Consider the following 17,326-nt stretch of genomic DNA (forward strand, 5'->3'; position numbering starts at 1 on the left):
AATAATCCATTTATGGACTGAAAATAAACAAGTTAGGGCTGATAATTAATGTGCTTCTAGCCAGCTGTTACCATAACCGGCTTCTGCTTCTACCGGTACTTCATTGGGCAGAGGCAATGCGAGCTTCATGTGCTCTAAAACCAGTGCTTTCACCGTTTCCAATTCTTCTTTCACCACATCCAGGATCAACTCATCATGTACTTGCAGGATCATTTTAGAGCGGAGTTTTTCTGCTCTTAACGCTTCATCAATCCGGATCATAGCCAGTTTAATCATATCGGCGGCCGTACCTTGTATCGGGGCATTAATGGCTGCTCTTTCTGCATAGCCCCTTACTACTGCATTGCCGGAATGTATATCCTTTAACCAGGTTTTTCGACCCAATAGGGTTTGTACAAAGCTATTTTCTTTTGCAAAAGCAATCATATCATCCATATATTGACTGATACCGGAAAACTCTTTTTTATAATTGTCGATGATCTCTTTTGCTTCTGTACGGCTGATGCGCAGATTGCCTGCTAAACCAAAGGCACCCTGGCCATAGATAATCCCGAAGTTTACACTTTTAGCTTTATACCGTTGCTCTTTAGTTACGTCCGCAATCTCGATGCCATATACTTTAGCGGCAGTCGCAGAGTGAATGTCGGCGCCACTTCTGAAGGCTTCACACATATTCGGATCGCCACTAATGGCGGCTACAATCCGTAATTCTATCTGTGAATAATCGGCGCTGAGTAAGATATGGTTTTCATCCCGGGGAATAAAGGCCTTTCTGATTTCACGCCCTTTATCTGTCCGGATCGGGATATTCTGTAAGTTTGGATTGTTACTGCTCAAACGACCGGTAATGGCCGTCGTCTGGCTGTAAGAAGTATGCACCCTTCCTGTTTTCGGATTGATCATGGTGGGCAAGGCATCTACATAGGTATTGCGTAATTTAGTGAGTTCCCGGAAACCCAGAATGTCATCTACAATCTTATGTTCATTGGCCAGTTTAAGCAATACGTCCTCGCCAGTAGCATACTGCCCTGTTTTTGTTTTTTTTGCCTTAGGATCGAGTTTCAGTTTATCAAAAAGCACTTCTCCTAATTGTTTTGGGGAGGCCAGGTTAAAACGAACACCCGCTTCCCGAAATACATTCTCTTCATAGATCTTGGCATCTCTTTCCAATTCCTTGGAATATTCCAGGAGAAAGTTTTCGTCAATGCGAACGCCTTCAAACTCCATATTAGCCAATACTTTTACCAAAGGATTGTCTGCCCGTTCAAAAACTTCATCAACCGCTTTTTCCTTGATTATCGGTGCGAGAACTTCTTTTAACTGCAGCGTTACATCAGCATCTTCCGCGGCATATTCCGAAACCTGTTCGATAGGCACATCACGCATGCTTAGCTGGCCTTTTCCTTTTTTGCCGATCAGTTCGGTAATAGAAACGGGGTCATACTGTAAATATTGCTGTGCCAGCAGATCCATACTACGGCGGCCTTCCGGCTCGATCACATAATGCGCTACCATAGTATCAAATACAGGCCCCACGATAAATTGCTGATACCATTTTAAGACAATAATATCATATTTGATGTTCTGACCGATCCAGGTAATCTCCGGATTCTCAAACAGCGAGGCAAAAGCCGATACCGTCTTTAAAGCCTCATCTTGTTGCGCGCTTACCGGTACATAATAAGCTGTTCCTTTTTCTACGGCAAAACTCATACCTACCAGGCTCACATTGTTCGGATCAATACCTGTTGTTTCGGTATCAAAACAAATTTCTTTATACTGCTGCAGGGTCGTAATTAAACTGGCAATCTCTTCCAGGGTATCTACTGTATGGTATTGGTGTGGCACATCCTTAATGGTCTGATAAGACACAAACAATTCCGGTGTCGCCGTAGCATCTATTTTTGAAGGATTATTTATGGCGCTTACCGGTACTTCATTACCAAATAAATCAAGCTGTACCTTCTCATTCGTGCTCATTTTAAAAGCATCGCCCAGTATACGTTTGCCTATCGTACGAAACTCCAGTTCATTGAAGACTTCGCTTAATATTTGTTCATTCTTTTCACTCAGGCTGAAATCTTCTGCATGAAAATGAACTTCCGGTACATTCGTAATGATCGTAGCCAACTTTTTAGATAAAATCGCGCTTTCTTTCCCTGCTCTTACTTTTTCACCCAAGGCGCCCTTTATGCTATCAGCGTGCTCCAATACATTTTCCAGTGTTCCGTATTCTTTTAATAATTTGGCTGCAGTCTTTTCGCCCACACCGGCAATACCCGGGATGTTATCTACCGCATCACCCATCAATCCGAGGATGTCGATCACCTGCTCGCAGCGTTCAATATCCCATTTGGCACAGATTTTGGCGCCATCTAAGATCTCTTCTTTATTGCCCATATAGGCGGGCTTAAAGATGAATACATTTTCCTTACAGACCAGTTGTCCATAATCCTTATCGGGAGTTACCATAAATACCTGGTAGCCTTCCGCTGCTGCTTGCCAGGCGAGGGTTCCGATGATATCATCGGCCTCATAACCACTACTTTCTATAATCGGAATATTAAAACCTTCTATTATTTTTTTGATATCCGGAATGGCAGCAATCAGGTCTTCGGGAGCTTCCTGGCGATTGGCTTTATAGTCGGCAAAATCGGTATGGCGCTCTGTAGTACCGGGAGTATCAAAACATACCGCAATATGCGTGGGTTTATATTTATTGATCAGTTCGATCAAGGTATTGGTAAATCCGAACTGGGCATTGGTATTTTTACCCGTAGAGGTAATGCGTGGATTTCTAATCAAGGCATAATAGGCTCTAAAGATCAGCGCAAAGGCATCGAGTAAGAATAATTTTTTCATGGGACGAAGATACTCTATAGCCTTTAAATTAAAAAAATTAGTCAAGGCGAAAAAGGAATATGATTCACTGGGTACAGGATTTACTTAAGGACTTATCATAAGCTATAAACAGGAATGCATTTTTATAAAGATCATAGCTTATAAACCGCAAAGAATAGATTATTAAAATAGGGTATATTGTCTATAAAAAACATTCCCTTACGTGACAATCCTATCCACATTGACGATTGATTTGTCGTTTTTATAAGTGATTTTTCGGGAGGGATAATAAAACACAATTTTGTAGAAATATTTTATTTAATTTCTTATATTTGGGTATTAATCAACCTTTTAAAATATTATTTTATGAAAAAAATATTATTGGGAGCATTTGCCCTGATCGGAACTTATGGTATGGCTGAAGCGGCGAATATACTGACCGTCAATAACCTTACCTCCTGTACTTATACCATCAGTTTATCTGGTGGATCCGGCACTACTGTTCCTCCTGGTATCTCCACATTCAGTTCCTTTAGTTATACAAACATTGATTTTATTAAAATTATGTACGGTACAACACAAGTGAATGTAGGATTTGGCTCCCCTTATTCCAACAGTATTGGGCAGCCAGCACCGCCTTGTATTACGAATCCTTTTTTCACTGCAAGCTGGGCACAGGCCACACAAGCATCAAATGCAACATTGGTTATTTTTGAATAGACGGTGACGATTGCTTCATTGTCGACGTAAAACTCAATATACCCTCAGCGCTTACGCTGTAGTATTATAAAAAACGAACAGGCTCCTATATCTTTCATAGGAGCCTGTTCGTTTTTGGTATAAAAATAAACCATGAAAGCAACCATTTGACTTATGGCTTCAGAAAAGCAACGTCCATAACAATATACCATTGGAAATATGTTTATATTTATACAGGGATAATGGTATAGGAAACTATACTATTATAAAAACAAAGAGACTATGAACATAAAAATGATCTGGGCCAACCTGGCTGTAGAAGACCTGGAACGAACCGGCAAGTTTTACGAGGCCTTGGGATTTCGTCCCAATGGCCACAATAATTCAGAAGAACTGAGAAGCTTTTTTATGGGAGAAAATAATTTTATTATTCACTTCTTTGTAAAAGAGCAACTAGAAGTCGCACTTAAGGGATCTTTAGCGGATACGCGGCAGGGCAACGAGGTTATTTTCAGTCTTTCTGCAGAAAGCGAGGAAGAGGTGAGAGAATGGGTTTCAAAAGTAGACAATGCAGGAGGCACAATTTTTGCACCACCGGAAAAATGGGGTAAGGGATTTAACCTTGGTTTTTCTGATCCGGACGGGCATAAATTTAATGTACTGTATTGGCCGAAGTAAATTGCTACTGTACCGTCTTCGAAGACAAAAAATGGCTGAGCAGTTGCACTTGTCATGCCGACAGAGGCATCTTTTAGGCGTTTATGTTTTAGATTCCTATTCCGCTTTGCTGCATTCAGAATAACAAAAAGCACACTTCAAGATAATAATTTAACAATAGTTTTGAAAGTGTTTTGGAATAATCATTCCAAAATACCTATTTTTGTGCTGTGGATAAGAGAACGCAAATCATTATAGCCGCCATGAAACTGCTGGCAGAGAAAGGAGTACAGGCAACTCCTATGTCGGCTATTGCGAAAGCTGCGGGTACAGGAATGGGGACGATCTATAATTATTTTGCAACAAAAGAAGAGCTTATTAACGCGATCTATTTATATATCAAGCACTCAGAGATCGAATTGGTCAACAAAAGCCTGGACCATACGGCTTCGCTGAAATCCCGTTTCTTTCATTATTACACAGCATTTATTAATTTTTACCTGAAGTATCCCGAAAGTTTCGCCTTTATGGATCAGTTCCAGAGTTCACCGGTTATTACCGCTTGTACAAAAGATGCCGGAAAGCAGGGGTTTGTGTCAGTTATCGCCCTTATCCAGCAAGGTCAGGAGGAAGGAATTATTAAGCAAATGGAACTGGAAGCTTTATTGATCTTTTTGGGCGGTACGGTTACTACTTATGTACGCTGGGTTATTGGGATAGATGTCCATAAACGAGAGCCACAGCAGGAACAGCAGATGCGGCTGGTATGGGATGCAATTAAAGCGTAATGCTAAGTACTATTTTTGATAAAAGTGTACTCTTGGCGAATGTCAACTAAACGGAATTAGAAATAAAATTTTTTACCTATATTTTGGAATGAATATTCAGTCCAAAAATTAAATAAACCAAATAAAATAATAAACGAGATGAACACTATTTTTATGACCGGTACCTCAACCGGATTAGGAAAAGCAGCAGTAAAACTATTTGCCGACAAGGGCTGGAACGTGATTGCCACTATGCGCAGCCCGGAAAAGGAAACAGAACTGAACCTGTTGCCTAATGTACAGCTTATGGCATTGGATGTAACCAATCCGGAACAGATCAAGCGTGTGGCCGCAGAAGTATTGGCTCATAACGACATTGACATTGTATTTAATAATGCCGGATACGGGCTGGCCGGGCCTTTTGAAGCCGCTACCGATGAGCAGATCGTAAACAACATCAATACCAACCTGCTTGGTGTCATGCGGGTAACGCAGGCTTTTATTCCTTATTTTAGACAAAAAGGTAAAGGGATGTTTTTGACAACAACTTCTATCGGGGGAACAATCACCATGCCGATGAACTCTGTATACCATGCCGCAAAATTTGGGGTGGAAGGCTGGAGCGAAAGCCTGGCTTATGAATTGGAACCTTTCGGCATTACGGTAAAAACGGTAGCACCGGGTGGCATCACAACCGATTTTGCAGGACGTAGTCTTGATGTAACGCAACATGAGGCGTACCAGGAAGTATTTGAAAAAATTTATGCGGTATTTACCGATCCGGAAAGAAGAAGTGCCTATTCTTCTGCTGAGCAGATCGCGGAAGTGGTCTATGAAGCGGCAACAGATGGTAAGCAACAATTAAAGTATATTGCAGGTGAAGATGCGAAAGGATATTTTGCCTTGCGTAATGGGCTGTCGCAAGATGCATTTAGAGAGGAAGTGAAAAAGATCTTTCTGGCTTAATAACATTACTAAAGTGCACAGGTGAATGCTTGTATAAAAGCTTCATCTGTGTTAGTTATAAAACACATACAATCGACCTATATGAAAACTTTAAAAATAATCCTCACCGGGGCTACCGGAATGGTTGGAGAAGGCGTATTACTGCATTGCCTGGCTCGCCCTGAAATAGAAGAGGTACTGATCATTAACAGAAAGCACCTGGATATACAGCATCCCAAACTGAAAGAATTGCTGCTGCCCGATTTTAATAAACTGGAAATGCTGGCTGATCAGTTAAAAGGTTATGATGCCTGTTTTTACTGTGCAGGTATCAGTTCTGTAGGTATGAAAGAAGAAGAATATAACCGGATTACCTATGAGACGACTTTGAATTTTGCCACTGCTTTACAAAAAATAAATCCGCAAATGGTATTTCATTACGTGAGCGGTGCGCATACCGACAGTAATGGGAAACAAATGTGGCAAAGGGTAAAGGGGCGCACAGAAGAAGCCTTGATGCACTTAGGTTTCAGGGGACAATACAATTTTCGCCCCGGGTTTATGAAGCCGGTGAAAGGACAAAAGAATGTGCGTTGGTTTTTTAAACCGGTTATTGCTTTGTTTCCCTTAATCTTGCCGAAACAATCATTGACACTACATGAAGTGGGGCAGGCCATGATCAATGCGGTCGGTAAAGGTTATAAGAGTCAGATACTGGAAATCAGTGATATAAAGGCTTTAGCCAAATCATAAATATGTGTGCTTAGTGTCTTTATGCAATAATTAAAATGACTATTTATGTTGGAACGCATGCATCAATATTATATCGATGAAAAGTCTGTGTTTGCCTATGCTTTAGGGGCGGGCATTTTATTCCTGCTGATCGGTTTTTGCTTATGGCAAAAATTTTCCATCAATCCCATATCTAAAGGTTTGGGCACCGGCCTGCTTATTGCCGGGCTCCTGCTTGTCGTAGGTAGTTTTTCTACTCGTTACTATAATGAAAAGAAAATTTCGGAGCTTAGTGTACACAAAGGAGTTAATGAAATCCAGTTACGGCAATCCGAAATACAGCGAATGGACAAAGTGATGAACCAGACGTTCAAATATGCCTTTATAACTTTTACGGTACTGATTATCAGCTTAGTGTTGTTCATTGTCTTTAGTAAAAGTTATTACTGGAAGGGCTTTAGCATGGCAATGATGCTTTTGGTGGTACTATTGCTTATTTCGGATACTTATAGTGCCCAAAGAAATGCGGCCTACCAAGAGTACCTCAAAAGCACGAATTACTAATTATCTATTCGTTTGTGAAGTGTTAAAGGATCAATACAACTTCTTTTTTATCAATACATGCTGTGAATTTCATTATTTTAGCAAATAGAAAAAAGGGATATATGTAGAGAAAGGGCATGTTATGCTCTTGGGAATACCATTGTGCATTTTCAGAAATGATTATATAAAGCTATGCTGTCTATCTAGAACAAATCATAAAACCCATGCCTAAAGCGGCTTTAGCAATAAACCTGAAATACCATAATCACAAATAAAAATAAAAACACAATGATCAAGCAAGCACTACTCGGTGAATTCTTACATGAAGCCGAAAATACCCGGAAATTATTGTCGATGATCCCCGACAGTGCATTAGCGTACCGTCCGCAACCGCATCTTTGGTCTGTGGCACAGTTGGCCTCGCATGTAGCCGAGGTGTATAACTGGTATGAGGGCACCTTTAATCAGGATGAATTTGATATGGCGACCTATAGTTATGATAAAGGAGATATCAGTAAAGCGGCCAATATCCTGCAAAAGTTTGAAGAAAATGTAGCCAAGGCCAAGGCCGTTATTGAAAATTCAGACGAAGCGCAGTATATGAATATCTGGACCATGTCTATGGGTGGAAATGCGATCATGTCGCCTATGCCAAAGGTACAAGTGATCAGAGGATTTCTTTACAATCACATGTATCATCATCGCGGGGAGCTGATTGCACACCTGCGGGCTACGGGTAATAAAGTGCCGTCTTTATACGGACCGAATTATGAAGAATCACAACGCATGCAATCATAACACCAATAACCATCTACAGGAATATTCCTTGTCGTAATTCAGGAACTAATAGGCTATTGCCGACCTAGTGTGCAAATCTTGTTTTGCCAAAGCCAGAGCAAGGATAAAAGGCAATTACAAAAAACTATTTTTCAAAACCTAAAAAATAAAAAACAATGGCTACTACAAACACGTACTTAAACTTTAATGGTAACTGTGAAGAAGCATTCAACTTCTATAAATCCGTATTTGGCGGAGACTTTACTTATATCGGACGCTTTGGCGATATGCCCGAAAGTGAAGATTATAAAGTTCCGGAAAACGATAAGCAAAAAGTAATGCACGTTTCTTTACCAATCGGAAAATCCATTTTGATGGGAAGTGATAATGGAGAGCAATATGAAGCAACTTTTGTGAAAGGCAATAACTTTTCAGTTTCGATTACGGCAGACAGCAAAGAAGAAGCAGATCAGCTTTTTAAAGCCCTGTCAGATGGTGCACAAATAACCATGCCGATGAGTGACACTTTTTGGGGCGATTACTTTGGCATGTTGCAAGATCAATTCGGCATCCAATGGATGATGAGTTATAATGCGCGAAACCAAGCATAAATTAGCTAATCAGTATCCGTAGGGAAACTAAATAGTAGATTCCCTGCGGATACTGATTTTATAAAAATGATATCCGTATCGTTTTTATAAACATGAGTGCACGATTAAACCACAAAATTCCGCTTATGATATCTTGGTCGGGATGTTCGCCGATCAGGTCATTTTTTAAAGAAACAGCCAAACAAAACCTTACGTTTGAATGCATACTATTTTACCTTTTTTGCTCGCCATGATAGCCGTCATTGTGCTATTAAATATGTGGGCTGCCAAACTTAAAATTGCTTATCCGATTCTGTTGGTTGTTGGTGGGTTATTGATCAGTTTTATACCCGGATTACCTACGGTTAAGATTAATCCGGACCTTATCTTTTTTATCTTTCTTCCGCCCTTGTTATTTGAAGCGGCCTGGTCCATCTCCTTTAAAGAGATGCGGAAATGGTGGCGGATTATCGGCAGTTTTGCCTTTCTGGTTGTCTTTTTTACCGCGCTTTCTGTCGCTTTGGTCACCAATTATTTCATTCCCGGATTCACGATTGCTCTGGGCTTCTTACTCGGTGGTATTGTATCACCACCGGATGCCGTCAGTACGGGAGCTATCATGAAATTTGTAAAAATTCCGAAATCGACCGCCGCTATTCTGGAAGGAGAAAGCCTGCTGAATGACGCTTCTTCACTCATTATTTTCCGGTTTGCAATGGTGGCTGTGGGCACCGGCCAGTTTGTATGGCAGGAAGCCACACTGAGTTTTTTATGGATGGTGATCGGTGGTGCCGCAATAGGATTGTTACTGGCCTGGATTTTTGTGCAGGCACATAAACGTTTACCTACAGATGCGCCTTCCGATATAGCACTCACCCTTATTGAGCCTTACTTTATGTATTGGATCGCAGAGCAGGTACACAGTTCCGGGGTCATGGCAGTTGTCTGTGGTGGTTTGTTTATGTCTGCCAGACGGCTGATCTTTTTAAACAGTGCGAGCCGTATAAGAGGGTATAGTGTATGGGAGAGTTTCGTCTTTATCCTGAACGGTATCGTTTTCCTGATCATCGGCCTGGAGCTTCCTGAAATTGTGGATGGTCTGCGCTCAAAAGGTATTCCGCTGTCTACCGCTATTGGTTATGGTGTATTGGTAACTGTCATTCTCATTTTGGCAAGAATTATCAGTTCTTATGCGGCAATGATTGCTACGCTTATATTCCGGCCGAGTGTAGCGCCCCGCGCGGGTAGTACAAGAGCGCGTTTGATGATGCCGCTCCTATTGGGCTGGACGGGTATGCGTGGTGTGGTCTCTCTGGCTGCAGCTTTGGCGATTCCGGTAACTCTGGATAGTGGTGCCGCCTTTCCCCATCGAAACCTGATCCTGTTCATCACTTTTGTGGTGATACTGCTTACCTTGTTAGTACAGGGGCTTACCCTTCCTTATTTTATAAAGCGAATCCGTTTTTTTGATGTGATATTTTCAGAAGAAGCAGAGGATGTGGCCCGGCAAAAAATGAAACAGGGATTAAAGCAACATGTATACGAGGTGCTGAAAACTAAATATGATAATGAACTGAACGGGCATGTGGGTATCGAAAGAATCCTGAAGCAATGGGAAGAACGGGCAAAAGCATCTGATGATAGCTGGATGAATGAGCAGACAAAAGGAATTTTTGTAGAACTGCTTGAAAGTCAGAGGCAATATCTTTCAGAACTCAATAAAGATCCCTCTATCAATGAAGATATTATTCGGCAGCAATTGTACCAAATCGATCTGGAAGAAGAGCGGTTGAAGGTCATTTAATACTGATTCAGTATCGGCTTTTAAGAAACAGAGACATACTTTATTATTTGGGTTTGTACTTACAGCGATTGCTACCTTTTGCCTTGATGCAAAAGGATGAACAAAATGGTTGACTATATTCGGGGTTTCATTATAATACCGTTTAAGTAGGTGAATATCGTAATTACTCCCCGTTCCTTATAGGATTTCATAATCCCCTTAAACTCTTTGTATACACGTTCTTAGTTTAAGGGGATTCATTTTTATTTTTTTTTGAAAATGACAGTTAATAATAAGATAACATAGGAATAAGACAAAGGATAAGTAAGACGACTACTTTTGCAAAAAATTAATAAACAGTTATCATATCATTATCTTTTTATGAAGAAATTTTTTCTTTTGAGTACGGTGTTATTACTGAGCTATGTTACAACAATGGCGCAGGATACCAAGCTGGATGTTTTCCCTAAACGCAATATGGGTAATGATTTATTGACCGATATGATAGATACCTCAACCGCAATGGGTAAGAAGATGTTGTCTATCGCCACGAAGTTTGGGAATATCAGCTTTTCGGGTTATTTACAACCTCAGTTTCAATATATACAGACTAAAGGATCGGCTTCCTACAACGGCGGCGATTATGCGCCAAACTCTGATAATCGTTTTCGTTTACGCAGGGGCCGTATGCGTATGGATTACACAGGCTATACCGCTAAAGGGAAACCTTCTACTTATTTCGTATTACAATTTGATGGTACGGAAAGAGGGGTGAATGTGCGTGATTTCTGGGGCCGTTATTATGAAAATAAATTTGAGCTTTTTCACTTTTCTACCGGTATCATGGCACGTCCTTTTGGATTTGAGTTATTATATTCTTCGGTAAACAGGGAAGCACCAGAGCGGGGCAGGATGTCTCAGATCCTGATGAATACAGAGCGTGACCTTGGGGTGATGTTCAGTTTTGCCCCCCGTAAAAAAGAGTCTAAAATAAAATGGATCGGTTTTGATATCGGGATATACAACGGGCAAGGCTTAACGGGCACACAGGAATTTGATAGTCATAAAGATGTGGTGTCTAAATTATCTTTTAAAAAAATACATATTCCCAATACACCGGTACAGTTTTCAGCTGGGCTTAGCTATTTTAACGGAGGTCTTGTGAGCCAGGGAAATACCTATTATCGTTATGCTAATAATATGATGTACAAAGATAGTGCTGAAGCCAATATCGGGAAGGTAATGGCGCGTAAGTATTATGGAATGGATGCACAGTTTCAGATTCCCAATAAAAAAGGAATTACGGAGTTCAGAGCGGAATATATTATGGGGCAACAAACGGGCACTCTCAGCACCACGATCACTCCGGGCACTTATCCCACCACAACGACAGGTAGTGTAATGCCACTTGCCGTAAGGAGTTTTAACGGGGCCTATTTTTATTACTTGCAACATTTAGGCTCTGCCCAACATCAGCTTGTGCTGAAATATGATTGGTACGATCCAAATACGAAGGTTTCAGGCAATGCGATTTCGGCGACCAACAATTTCACGGCAGCAGATGTCAAATACAATACCTTTGGCGGCGGATATGTCTACTATGTCAATCCTAATTTGAAGCTTACTTTGTGGTATGAGCATCCGGTAAATGAAAAATCGGCAATCAAAGGAATTGATAAGGATTTGAAAGACGATAATTTTACTTGTAGGGCACAATTCAGTTTTTAAGCAACAAATATTTATATAAGAAAACGCGGAGCAATTTTGCTCCGCGTTTTCTTATATACACAAGGATATACTAGTACCCATATTGTTTTAGTAGTTGTTTCAGTGCCGCCTCATTTTTTTGAATCAGGTACCTTTGTGGAGCGATACGCCAGGAAGCACCGATACTTGTAGCCTGTTGTGTTGCCGTATCCTGAAAAAATATTTTCCGTATCCAGAAACGTTTACTGCCCTCAAAACAATCAGAGAGCGTAACGAAGTGGACATATTGGTCAGATTGAATCTGATCTAATAATTGCTGTACCGTACTTAAGCTACTTAGGGAATGGATACAAAAAACACTTCCCCTTTTGGTATCGAAGTAAGGAATGATATCGGTGTGGCTTTGCCATACAGAATGGGCAATCTGACGCTGTACCTGTTCGTCGGCCAGCTCTGTGCTACTGAGCGATATTTTTTGTTCCGGAATATATTGCACCAGCAGTTCATCGGGCTTGTTCAGTTGCCGGTACAAACTCCAAACCGCATTTTTATAATAATTCAGGAGCTCATCAGCAAGAGGGCTATCTGCGGTAAGCGTGCCTATACTCTGGTAAAAACTGGCATACATCAGTATTTCAGAGGCATAAGGATTTCTTGTTTCGGGATTACGCACCACCAATTCCCTGCTTTTGCCATAGATTTTCCATACAATTCTGCGCACATCATCTCCGTACTCAAACTGCTTATAGTTCAGGTATTCGCCCTCTACCTTGCGCATCTGCTCGATACGGACATCCATATCCATACTGGCCTGGGGCTGTACGGTTGCAGAATGATCCTGGGTGGCTGTGGGTGGATTGTAAAAACTACCGATGGCCGCTTGTTTAAGTGGCAGGCGTATGAGCCGGAACATATCTTCAAAGTAAATATAGGCACCCTGTACCTGATATTCCTTAATATCCTTGAAATACAGGGCATTGGTGCCATAAATATGTGCAGCTATGAGGCTGTTTTTGCGCCATTTTGTAGAAGAGAGTAAAAAAGGAGCACTGAGTGTTTTGTTAGCTAGTAACATTCTTCCCGAAATAAAACCCAGGAAAGGACGCCAGGCATGGTGCAGGGTAGGGCGGATCACCAGTTCCTGGTTGTCGATGCCCGTCATAGACAGGTTCAGGTCAAAAGATGCTTTTTTGTGTTTTGCCTGTATGCGATAACGTAAGTACGCTACAAGCGTACTGAGTAAGGAAAACAGGAGGAGTACACCAATGGCAATACCGGCTATTTTGGCCAAAATAGATACAATAGGTTGGTAACTTGAAGTAGCCACTTCAGCTTTGGCCAGGGAAGGACGTACCCAATAGTAGACCAAACCCATCAGCAGGCCCATCAGTATAAAATTGAACCGGATAGGCATATTGATAAGAAAGTATCTGATCTTGTTCCACTGTAGCTTCATGTGCGAAAGGCTCCTTTGTCGTAAAATAGGTTACTGGTTAAACTTACGAATTAATTCCCAGATGATAATGCCCACCGATACCGAGATATTGAGGGAGTGCTTGGCGCCGAACTGAGGAATTTCTACTACCTGATCACAATAAGCCAAAGCAGTATCACTCACACCTTCGACTTCATTACCAAAGACCACAGCGATTTTATCGGTTGTTTTATAGTCGATTTTTTCTAAAGAAATGCTGTTGTGTACTTGTTCGGCGGCAATAATGGTATAGCCTTGCGCTTTCAATTGCAGCAGCGTGTCATTAACGGCAGCGCTATAGTGCCATTGTACCGTTTCTGTCGCGCCCAGGGCTGTTTTGTGTATTTCCCGGTGCGGCGGGCAGGGACTAAAGCCGCATAAAATGATTTCAGCCAATCCGAAACTGTCTGCCGTGCGGAATACCGAGCCTACATTATGCATGCTGCGCACATTATCCAGCACGATGGTAATCGGAAAAGTATATTTTGCTTTGGCATCATCGATACTCAGCCGCTGCAGTTCATTCATCTCTTTTTTGCGAAACTCATTTGCACTCATGCTGCAAAGTAACAAAATGTTGGGGGCTTAATATCATAATTTTTGTACCTTTGTATCGCTATTTTTAATAATATTTGATTAGTATATAATGTATAAAGATCACATGACAGCTACGTATCGCAATACCTCTGCACATACACAGACCGATATTGAAACGGACGTTTTAGTAGAGGAGTCTGTAGATGCCCTGCACCATATTGTGGTATGGAATGATGAGGTAAATACTTTTGATTGGGTGATTGAATCACTGATCGATATTTGTAACCACACACCGGAAAGTGCGGAACAATGTGCTATGATCGTGCATTACAGCGGTAAATATGCGGTGAAGAAAGGAAATTTCGATACATTGAAACCCATGTGCGAGGGTTTACTCGACAGGGGTATTATGGCAACAATTGATTAGTTACCGGTAAGGGTACCAAAACGGCTGTCTTTGATTTTAGTGTTAAACTGTAGACCTAAGAATATGAAAAAAATTGCCGCAATTATTTTACTAATGCTTTTAGGTAATCGTTTTAATGCAAAGGCACAGAATTTATATTTCGGTGTAAATGGAGGATACCTGAAAAACAGTAAGATTATACAATCTTTTAGCGTCACACCACAATATGCACAGGATGTAACAAGTAAAACACTGTTAAATAACTATACATGTGGCCTGAATCTTGGATACAGATTTTCTGATCATTGGCATATTGAAACGCAAGTACAGTTTACAAATGAAGGATACAAAGAAAGACTAGACCTTTTACAGGATTTTCACAGTGGAGCTATCGCAGGGTCGAAGCTTGCTGAACTGGATTGGTATCACAATTGGTATTATGTAAGAGTTCCGCTTTTGGCTTACTACAATTTCTTTCCTTCTAAATCCAGCATTGGAATTGGATTATTCGCCGGGCCTAATTTGGGTTTTTTAACCAACCAAATTTCAAAATATGTTGGTATAAATGAGCTGGGTGTTGAGATGGCAAATACTTTAGACCTGGAAGATAAACCATTAAAAAAGGTAGATATCGGATTTCAATTTGGCATAAGAGTACAATCAAAACTTAATAAAACCATAAGCGTTTTTATGGATGGTTCAATGTATCAAGGATTTAATAACATCTTAATTGTGCCTCCCTTTTCTTATCAAGATGAAAATATTGTAAACAGGCATTTTACGGCAAACATAGGTTTACAAATCAATTTACCGGCTACCCGAACTCTTTTGGGCATCAAGTAATCCATAATCGACAAATTCGGAAATACAACTTCAAGCCACATCAGCTTCTTTTATAAAAAGGAACAACCCCGTACCTTTAAGCTTCATGTTTTGGGTCACCAAAACGGATTTTATCCACTAGATTTTCTTATTTAAATAATAATTCACTTCGGCTTAGGTAAATGTTTTCATCCATAAGGCTTAAAAACTACAGGTTATACCCGATAAGTGCCCCAGCTGTAAGTAGAAGACCACAGTTGACCTGATACCTAGGAAAAAGATCATTCTCCGGAAGGGTTAATGAATTGCTTAGATGGCTGCAATGCTGTATTGCATCGAGGTGACGCTGAGGTTACTGGCGGCCTTTGCGAGTAGCACCTTTGTTTCTGCGTTATACACCCGCACATCTACATGCATGATTTTCTTACCCATACGGATTACCTCTGCTTCGGCACTCAGGCGCGCGCCACCCTTAATCGCATATAAAAAATCCACATTAAGGTTGATGCTGGTATAATGATTGGGGGCATCCATAGACAATACGCCAAATCCGATTACTTCATCAATGACGAGGCTCATCATCCCTCCGTGTATATTCCCATAAGGATTGCACATTTCCGGACGTACCAACATCGATACAATCGCTTTTCCCTGTTCAATATGATCAAGCCTTAACTGCAACCAGCTACCGGCAGGAGAAGGGGTATTGTTTAATTCCTGGCCTATAAGTGTTTGAAGTATTGCTAATCTTGATTCCATGTCATTTTTTTAAGTAGGCACAAAAGTAACAGAATTTTGTAGATCTAATCATGCAAATTGTGTTAAGTTTGTATACAGAGAATTTGATCCTTATGACTTTAACGCAATTAGAATATGTAGTGGCTGTCGCAACTTATAAAAGTTTTGTCGCAGCTGCAGAGAAATGTTTTGTAACACAGCCTACGCTGAGTATGCAGATCCATAAATTAGAAGAAGAATTTGGCGTAAAAATCTTTGACCGGAACAAACATCCCATCACCGCTACGGAAATTGGCGCACAGATTGTAGCCCAGGCTAAAAATATCCTGTCGGAATCGGCTAAGATTAATCAGCTGATACAACAAAGTCAAAGTGAGGTAAACGGCGTATTTAAATTGGCCGTTATCCCCACCATTTCTCCCTATGTCCTGCCTAAGTTTTTAGCGGCCTATGCGGCTAAGCATCCTAAGATAAAACTGGTAGTTACTGAAATGCAGACAGATGAGATTGTACATGCACTGCAAAATAATGAGATTGATGCCGGTCTGTTAAGTACACCTTTGGAAAATAATAACGTAAAAGAATATCCTTTGTTTTTTGAACCTTTAGTGGGTTATTTTTCAGAGCAAAGCGAGGCATTAGTTAAAAGAGTTGTTAGTCCTAAAGATATAGACCTCAATAATATATGGTTGTTGAATGAAGGGAATTGCTTACGCAATCAAGTGTTGAACCTGTGTTCTGATAATATCATGCGCCTGCAGGAAGAGCGGCCTTACAGTTTTGAATCGGGTAGTGTAGATATGTTGCGTAAGATGGTTGATATGAATGGCGGCGTAGCAGTATTGCCGGAATTGGCTACGTTTGATTTTAATGAAGAAGCACAAGACCGCATTCGTTATTTTGAAAACCCGGAGCCGGTAAGAGAAATTTCTTTAGTAACCAATAACCATTTTGTAAAACTGGCCGTCTTGCAAACCATCATAGATGAGCTTCTGGAAATGGTTCCCGAAAAAATGAAAGTGCAGAAATCGGACCGTAAAGTATTAAGAATACAAACCGCAAAACTATAAGCAACAAGGTGTGGTTTTGATTGGCGACAAGGGATTAATTACACGCGACAAATATGCTCACATTTCTTACCTCACCTCACCATCATTTCGAAAGGAATAAAAGGAGCCCTCTCTATCCGCATGCTATTTGTCATTCCGACTTTAGGAGGAATGTTTAAATATTCCCATTGAGATGAATCAGTCCACGGGACTTATATCAAAATTATAATAAAGATATTTATAAAAAGATAGTGGCGCG

17 protein-coding genes are annotated in these 17,326 nt (G+C 40.7%); 13 read left to right on the forward strand and 4 right to left on the reverse strand.

Annotated features, from left to right (window positions below):
- Positions 1 to 45: 45 nt before the first annotated feature.
- Complete coding sequence (gene polA / locus DBR32_RS08805; protein ID WP_124635945.1) at positions 46 to 2,862, reverse strand: DNA polymerase I; 2,817 nt, start codon at positions 2,860 to 2,862, stop codon at positions 46 to 48.
- A 345-nt stretch (positions 2,863 to 3,207) separates the two neighbouring features.
- On the opposite strand from polA, the gene DBR32_RS08810 reads away from it, so the two are divergent.
- The 10 genes from DBR32_RS08810 (at position 3,208) to DBR32_RS08855 (ending at position 12,062) form a co-directional block, all read left to right on the forward strand.
- Positions 3,208 to 3,561: a hypothetical protein gene (locus DBR32_RS08810; protein ID WP_124635946.1), complete on the forward strand. Its 354-nt coding sequence runs from the start codon at positions 3,208 to 3,210 to the stop codon at positions 3,559 to 3,561.
- 261 nt (positions 3,562 to 3,822) lie between these two features.
- Positions 3,823 to 4,218 carry a VOC family protein gene (locus tag DBR32_RS08815; protein WP_124635947.1) on the forward strand — a complete coding sequence of 132 codons (396 nt, stop codon included), beginning with the start codon at positions 3,823 to 3,825 and terminating at the stop codon, positions 4,216 to 4,218.
- 209 nt (positions 4,219 to 4,427) lie between these two features.
- Positions 4,428 to 4,985, forward strand: coding sequence for a TetR/AcrR family transcriptional regulator (locus DBR32_RS08820; RefSeq protein WP_124635948.1), 558 nt, complete (start codon positions 4,428 to 4,430; stop codon positions 4,983 to 4,985).
- 138 nt (positions 4,986 to 5,123) lie between these two features.
- The gene (locus DBR32_RS08825) at positions 5,124 to 5,930 is read left to right on the forward strand and encodes an SDR family oxidoreductase (RefSeq protein WP_124635949.1); all 807 of its coding nucleotides are present in this window, start codon (positions 5,124 to 5,126) and stop codon (positions 5,928 to 5,930) included.
- 81 nt (positions 5,931 to 6,011) lie between these two features.
- Positions 6,012 to 6,662 carry an NAD-dependent epimerase/dehydratase family protein gene (locus DBR32_RS08830; protein WP_124635950.1) on the forward strand — a complete coding sequence of 217 codons (651 nt, stop codon included), beginning with the start codon at positions 6,012 to 6,014 and terminating at the stop codon, positions 6,660 to 6,662.
- A 45-nt stretch (positions 6,663 to 6,707) separates the two neighbouring features.
- A complete protein-coding gene (locus DBR32_RS08835) occupies positions 6,708 to 7,205 on the forward strand; it encodes a hypothetical protein (protein WP_124635951.1) in 498 nt (165 codons plus the stop codon).
- A gap of 267 nt (positions 7,206 to 7,472) precedes the next feature.
- Positions 7,473 to 7,982 carry a DinB family protein gene (locus DBR32_RS08840; protein ID WP_124635952.1) on the forward strand — a complete coding sequence of 170 codons (510 nt, stop codon included), beginning with the start codon at positions 7,473 to 7,475 and terminating at the stop codon, positions 7,980 to 7,982.
- A 155-nt stretch (positions 7,983 to 8,137) separates the two neighbouring features.
- Positions 8,138 to 8,572, forward strand: a complete 435-nt coding sequence (locus DBR32_RS08845) for a VOC family protein (protein ID WP_124635953.1) — start codon at positions 8,138 to 8,140, stop codon at positions 8,570 to 8,572.
- Positions 8,573 to 8,771: 199 nt separating this feature from the next.
- Positions 8,772 to 10,355 (forward strand): Na+/H+ antiporter, encoded by a 1,584-nt coding sequence (locus DBR32_RS08850; RefSeq protein ID WP_124635954.1) that lies wholly within the window; start codon positions 8,772 to 8,774, stop codon positions 10,353 to 10,355.
- 360 nt (positions 10,356 to 10,715) lie between these two features.
- The gene (locus DBR32_RS08855) at positions 10,716 to 12,062 is read left to right on the forward strand and encodes a porin (RefSeq protein ID WP_199724428.1); all 1,347 of its coding nucleotides are present in this window, start codon (positions 10,716 to 10,718) and stop codon (positions 12,060 to 12,062) included.
- A 70-nt stretch (positions 12,063 to 12,132) separates the two neighbouring features.
- On the opposite strand, the gene DBR32_RS08860 is transcribed toward DBR32_RS08855, so the two are convergent.
- Positions 12,133 to 13,497 carry a DUF58 domain-containing protein gene (locus DBR32_RS08860; RefSeq protein WP_124635955.1) on the reverse strand — a complete coding sequence of 455 codons (1,365 nt, stop codon included), beginning with the start codon at positions 13,495 to 13,497 and terminating at the stop codon, positions 12,133 to 12,135.
- A gap of 30 nt (positions 13,498 to 13,527) precedes the next feature.
- A complete protein-coding gene (locus DBR32_RS08865) occupies positions 13,528 to 14,073 on the reverse strand; it encodes an RNA methyltransferase (RefSeq protein ID WP_233559699.1) in 546 nt (181 codons plus the stop codon).
- Between the two features lie 103 nt (positions 14,074 to 14,176).
- Here DBR32_RS08865 and DBR32_RS08870 point away from each other — a divergent pair, with 103 nt between their 5' ends.
- Complete coding sequence (locus tag DBR32_RS08870) at positions 14,177 to 14,479, forward strand: ATP-dependent Clp protease adaptor ClpS (RefSeq protein WP_124635956.1); 303 nt, start codon at positions 14,177 to 14,179, stop codon at positions 14,477 to 14,479.
- Positions 14,480 to 14,542: 63 nt separating this feature from the next.
- Positions 14,543 to 15,301, forward strand: a complete 759-nt coding sequence (locus DBR32_RS08875) for an outer membrane beta-barrel protein (RefSeq protein ID WP_124635957.1) — start codon at positions 14,543 to 14,545, stop codon at positions 15,299 to 15,301.
- Between the two features lie 288 nt (positions 15,302 to 15,589).
- On the opposite strand, the gene DBR32_RS08880 is transcribed toward DBR32_RS08875, so the two are convergent.
- Positions 15,590 to 16,039 carry a PaaI family thioesterase gene (locus tag DBR32_RS08880; RefSeq protein WP_124635958.1) on the reverse strand — a complete coding sequence of 150 codons (450 nt, stop codon included), beginning with the start codon at positions 16,037 to 16,039 and terminating at the stop codon, positions 15,590 to 15,592.
- Positions 16,040 to 16,131: 92 nt separating this feature from the next.
- Between DBR32_RS08880 and DBR32_RS08885 the strand changes: the two genes are divergently transcribed.
- Positions 16,132 to 17,088: a hydrogen peroxide-inducible genes activator gene (locus DBR32_RS08885; protein WP_124635959.1), complete on the forward strand. Its 957-nt coding sequence runs from the start codon at positions 16,132 to 16,134 to the stop codon at positions 17,086 to 17,088.
- Positions 17,089 to 17,326: the final 238 nt, after the last annotated feature.

It is taken from the genome of Taibaiella sp. KBW10, assembly GCF_003852495.1.
Taxonomy (GTDB): domain Bacteria; phylum Bacteroidota; class Bacteroidia; order Chitinophagales; family Chitinophagaceae; genus Edaphocola.

Excerpts from the sequence above, each read along its gene's own strand:
- polA (WP_124635945.1), bottom strand. The coding sequence starts at position 2,862 with ATGAAAAAATTATTCTTACTCGATGCCTTTGCGCTGATCTTTAGAGCC.
- DBR32_RS08810 (WP_124635946.1), top strand. The coding sequence starts at position 3,208 with ATGAAAAAAATATTATTGGGAGCATTTGCCCTGATCGGAACTTATGGT.
- DBR32_RS08815 (WP_124635947.1), top strand. The coding sequence starts at position 3,823 with ATGAACATAAAAATGATCTGGGCCAACCTGGCTGTAGAAGACCTGGAA.
- DBR32_RS08825 (WP_124635949.1), top strand. The coding sequence starts at position 5,124 with ATGAACACTATTTTTATGACCGGTACCTCAACCGGATTAGGAAAAGCA.
- DBR32_RS08830 (WP_124635950.1), top strand. The coding sequence starts at position 6,012 with ATGAAAACTTTAAAAATAATCCTCACCGGGGCTACCGGAATGGTTGGA.
- DBR32_RS08835 (WP_124635951.1), top strand. The coding sequence starts at position 6,708 with ATGTTGGAACGCATGCATCAATATTATATCGATGAAAAGTCTGTGTTT.
- DBR32_RS08840 (WP_124635952.1), top strand. The coding sequence starts at position 7,473 with ATGATCAAGCAAGCACTACTCGGTGAATTCTTACATGAAGCCGAAAAT.
- DBR32_RS08845 (WP_124635953.1), top strand. The coding sequence starts at position 8,138 with ATGGCTACTACAAACACGTACTTAAACTTTAATGGTAACTGTGAAGAA.
- DBR32_RS08850 (WP_124635954.1), top strand. The coding sequence starts at position 8,772 with ATGCATACTATTTTACCTTTTTTGCTCGCCATGATAGCCGTCATTGTG.
- DBR32_RS08855 (WP_199724428.1), top strand. The coding sequence starts at position 10,716 with ATGAAGAAATTTTTTCTTTTGAGTACGGTGTTATTACTGAGCTATGTT.
- DBR32_RS08860 (WP_124635955.1), bottom strand. The coding sequence starts at position 13,497 with ATGAAGCTACAGTGGAACAAGATCAGATACTTTCTTATCAATATGCCT.
- DBR32_RS08865 (WP_233559699.1), bottom strand. The coding sequence starts at position 14,073 with ATGAGTGCAAATGAGTTTCGCAAAAAAGAGATGAATGAACTGCAGCGG.
- DBR32_RS08870 (WP_124635956.1), top strand. The coding sequence starts at position 14,177 with ATGACAGCTACGTATCGCAATACCTCTGCACATACACAGACCGATATT.
- DBR32_RS08875 (WP_124635957.1), top strand. The coding sequence starts at position 14,543 with ATGAAAAAAATTGCCGCAATTATTTTACTAATGCTTTTAGGTAATCGT.
- DBR32_RS08880 (WP_124635958.1), bottom strand. The coding sequence starts at position 16,039 with ATGGAATCAAGATTAGCAATACTTCAAACACTTATAGGCCAGGAATTA.
- DBR32_RS08885 (WP_124635959.1), top strand. The coding sequence starts at position 16,132 with ATGACTTTAACGCAATTAGAATATGTAGTGGCTGTCGCAACTTATAAA.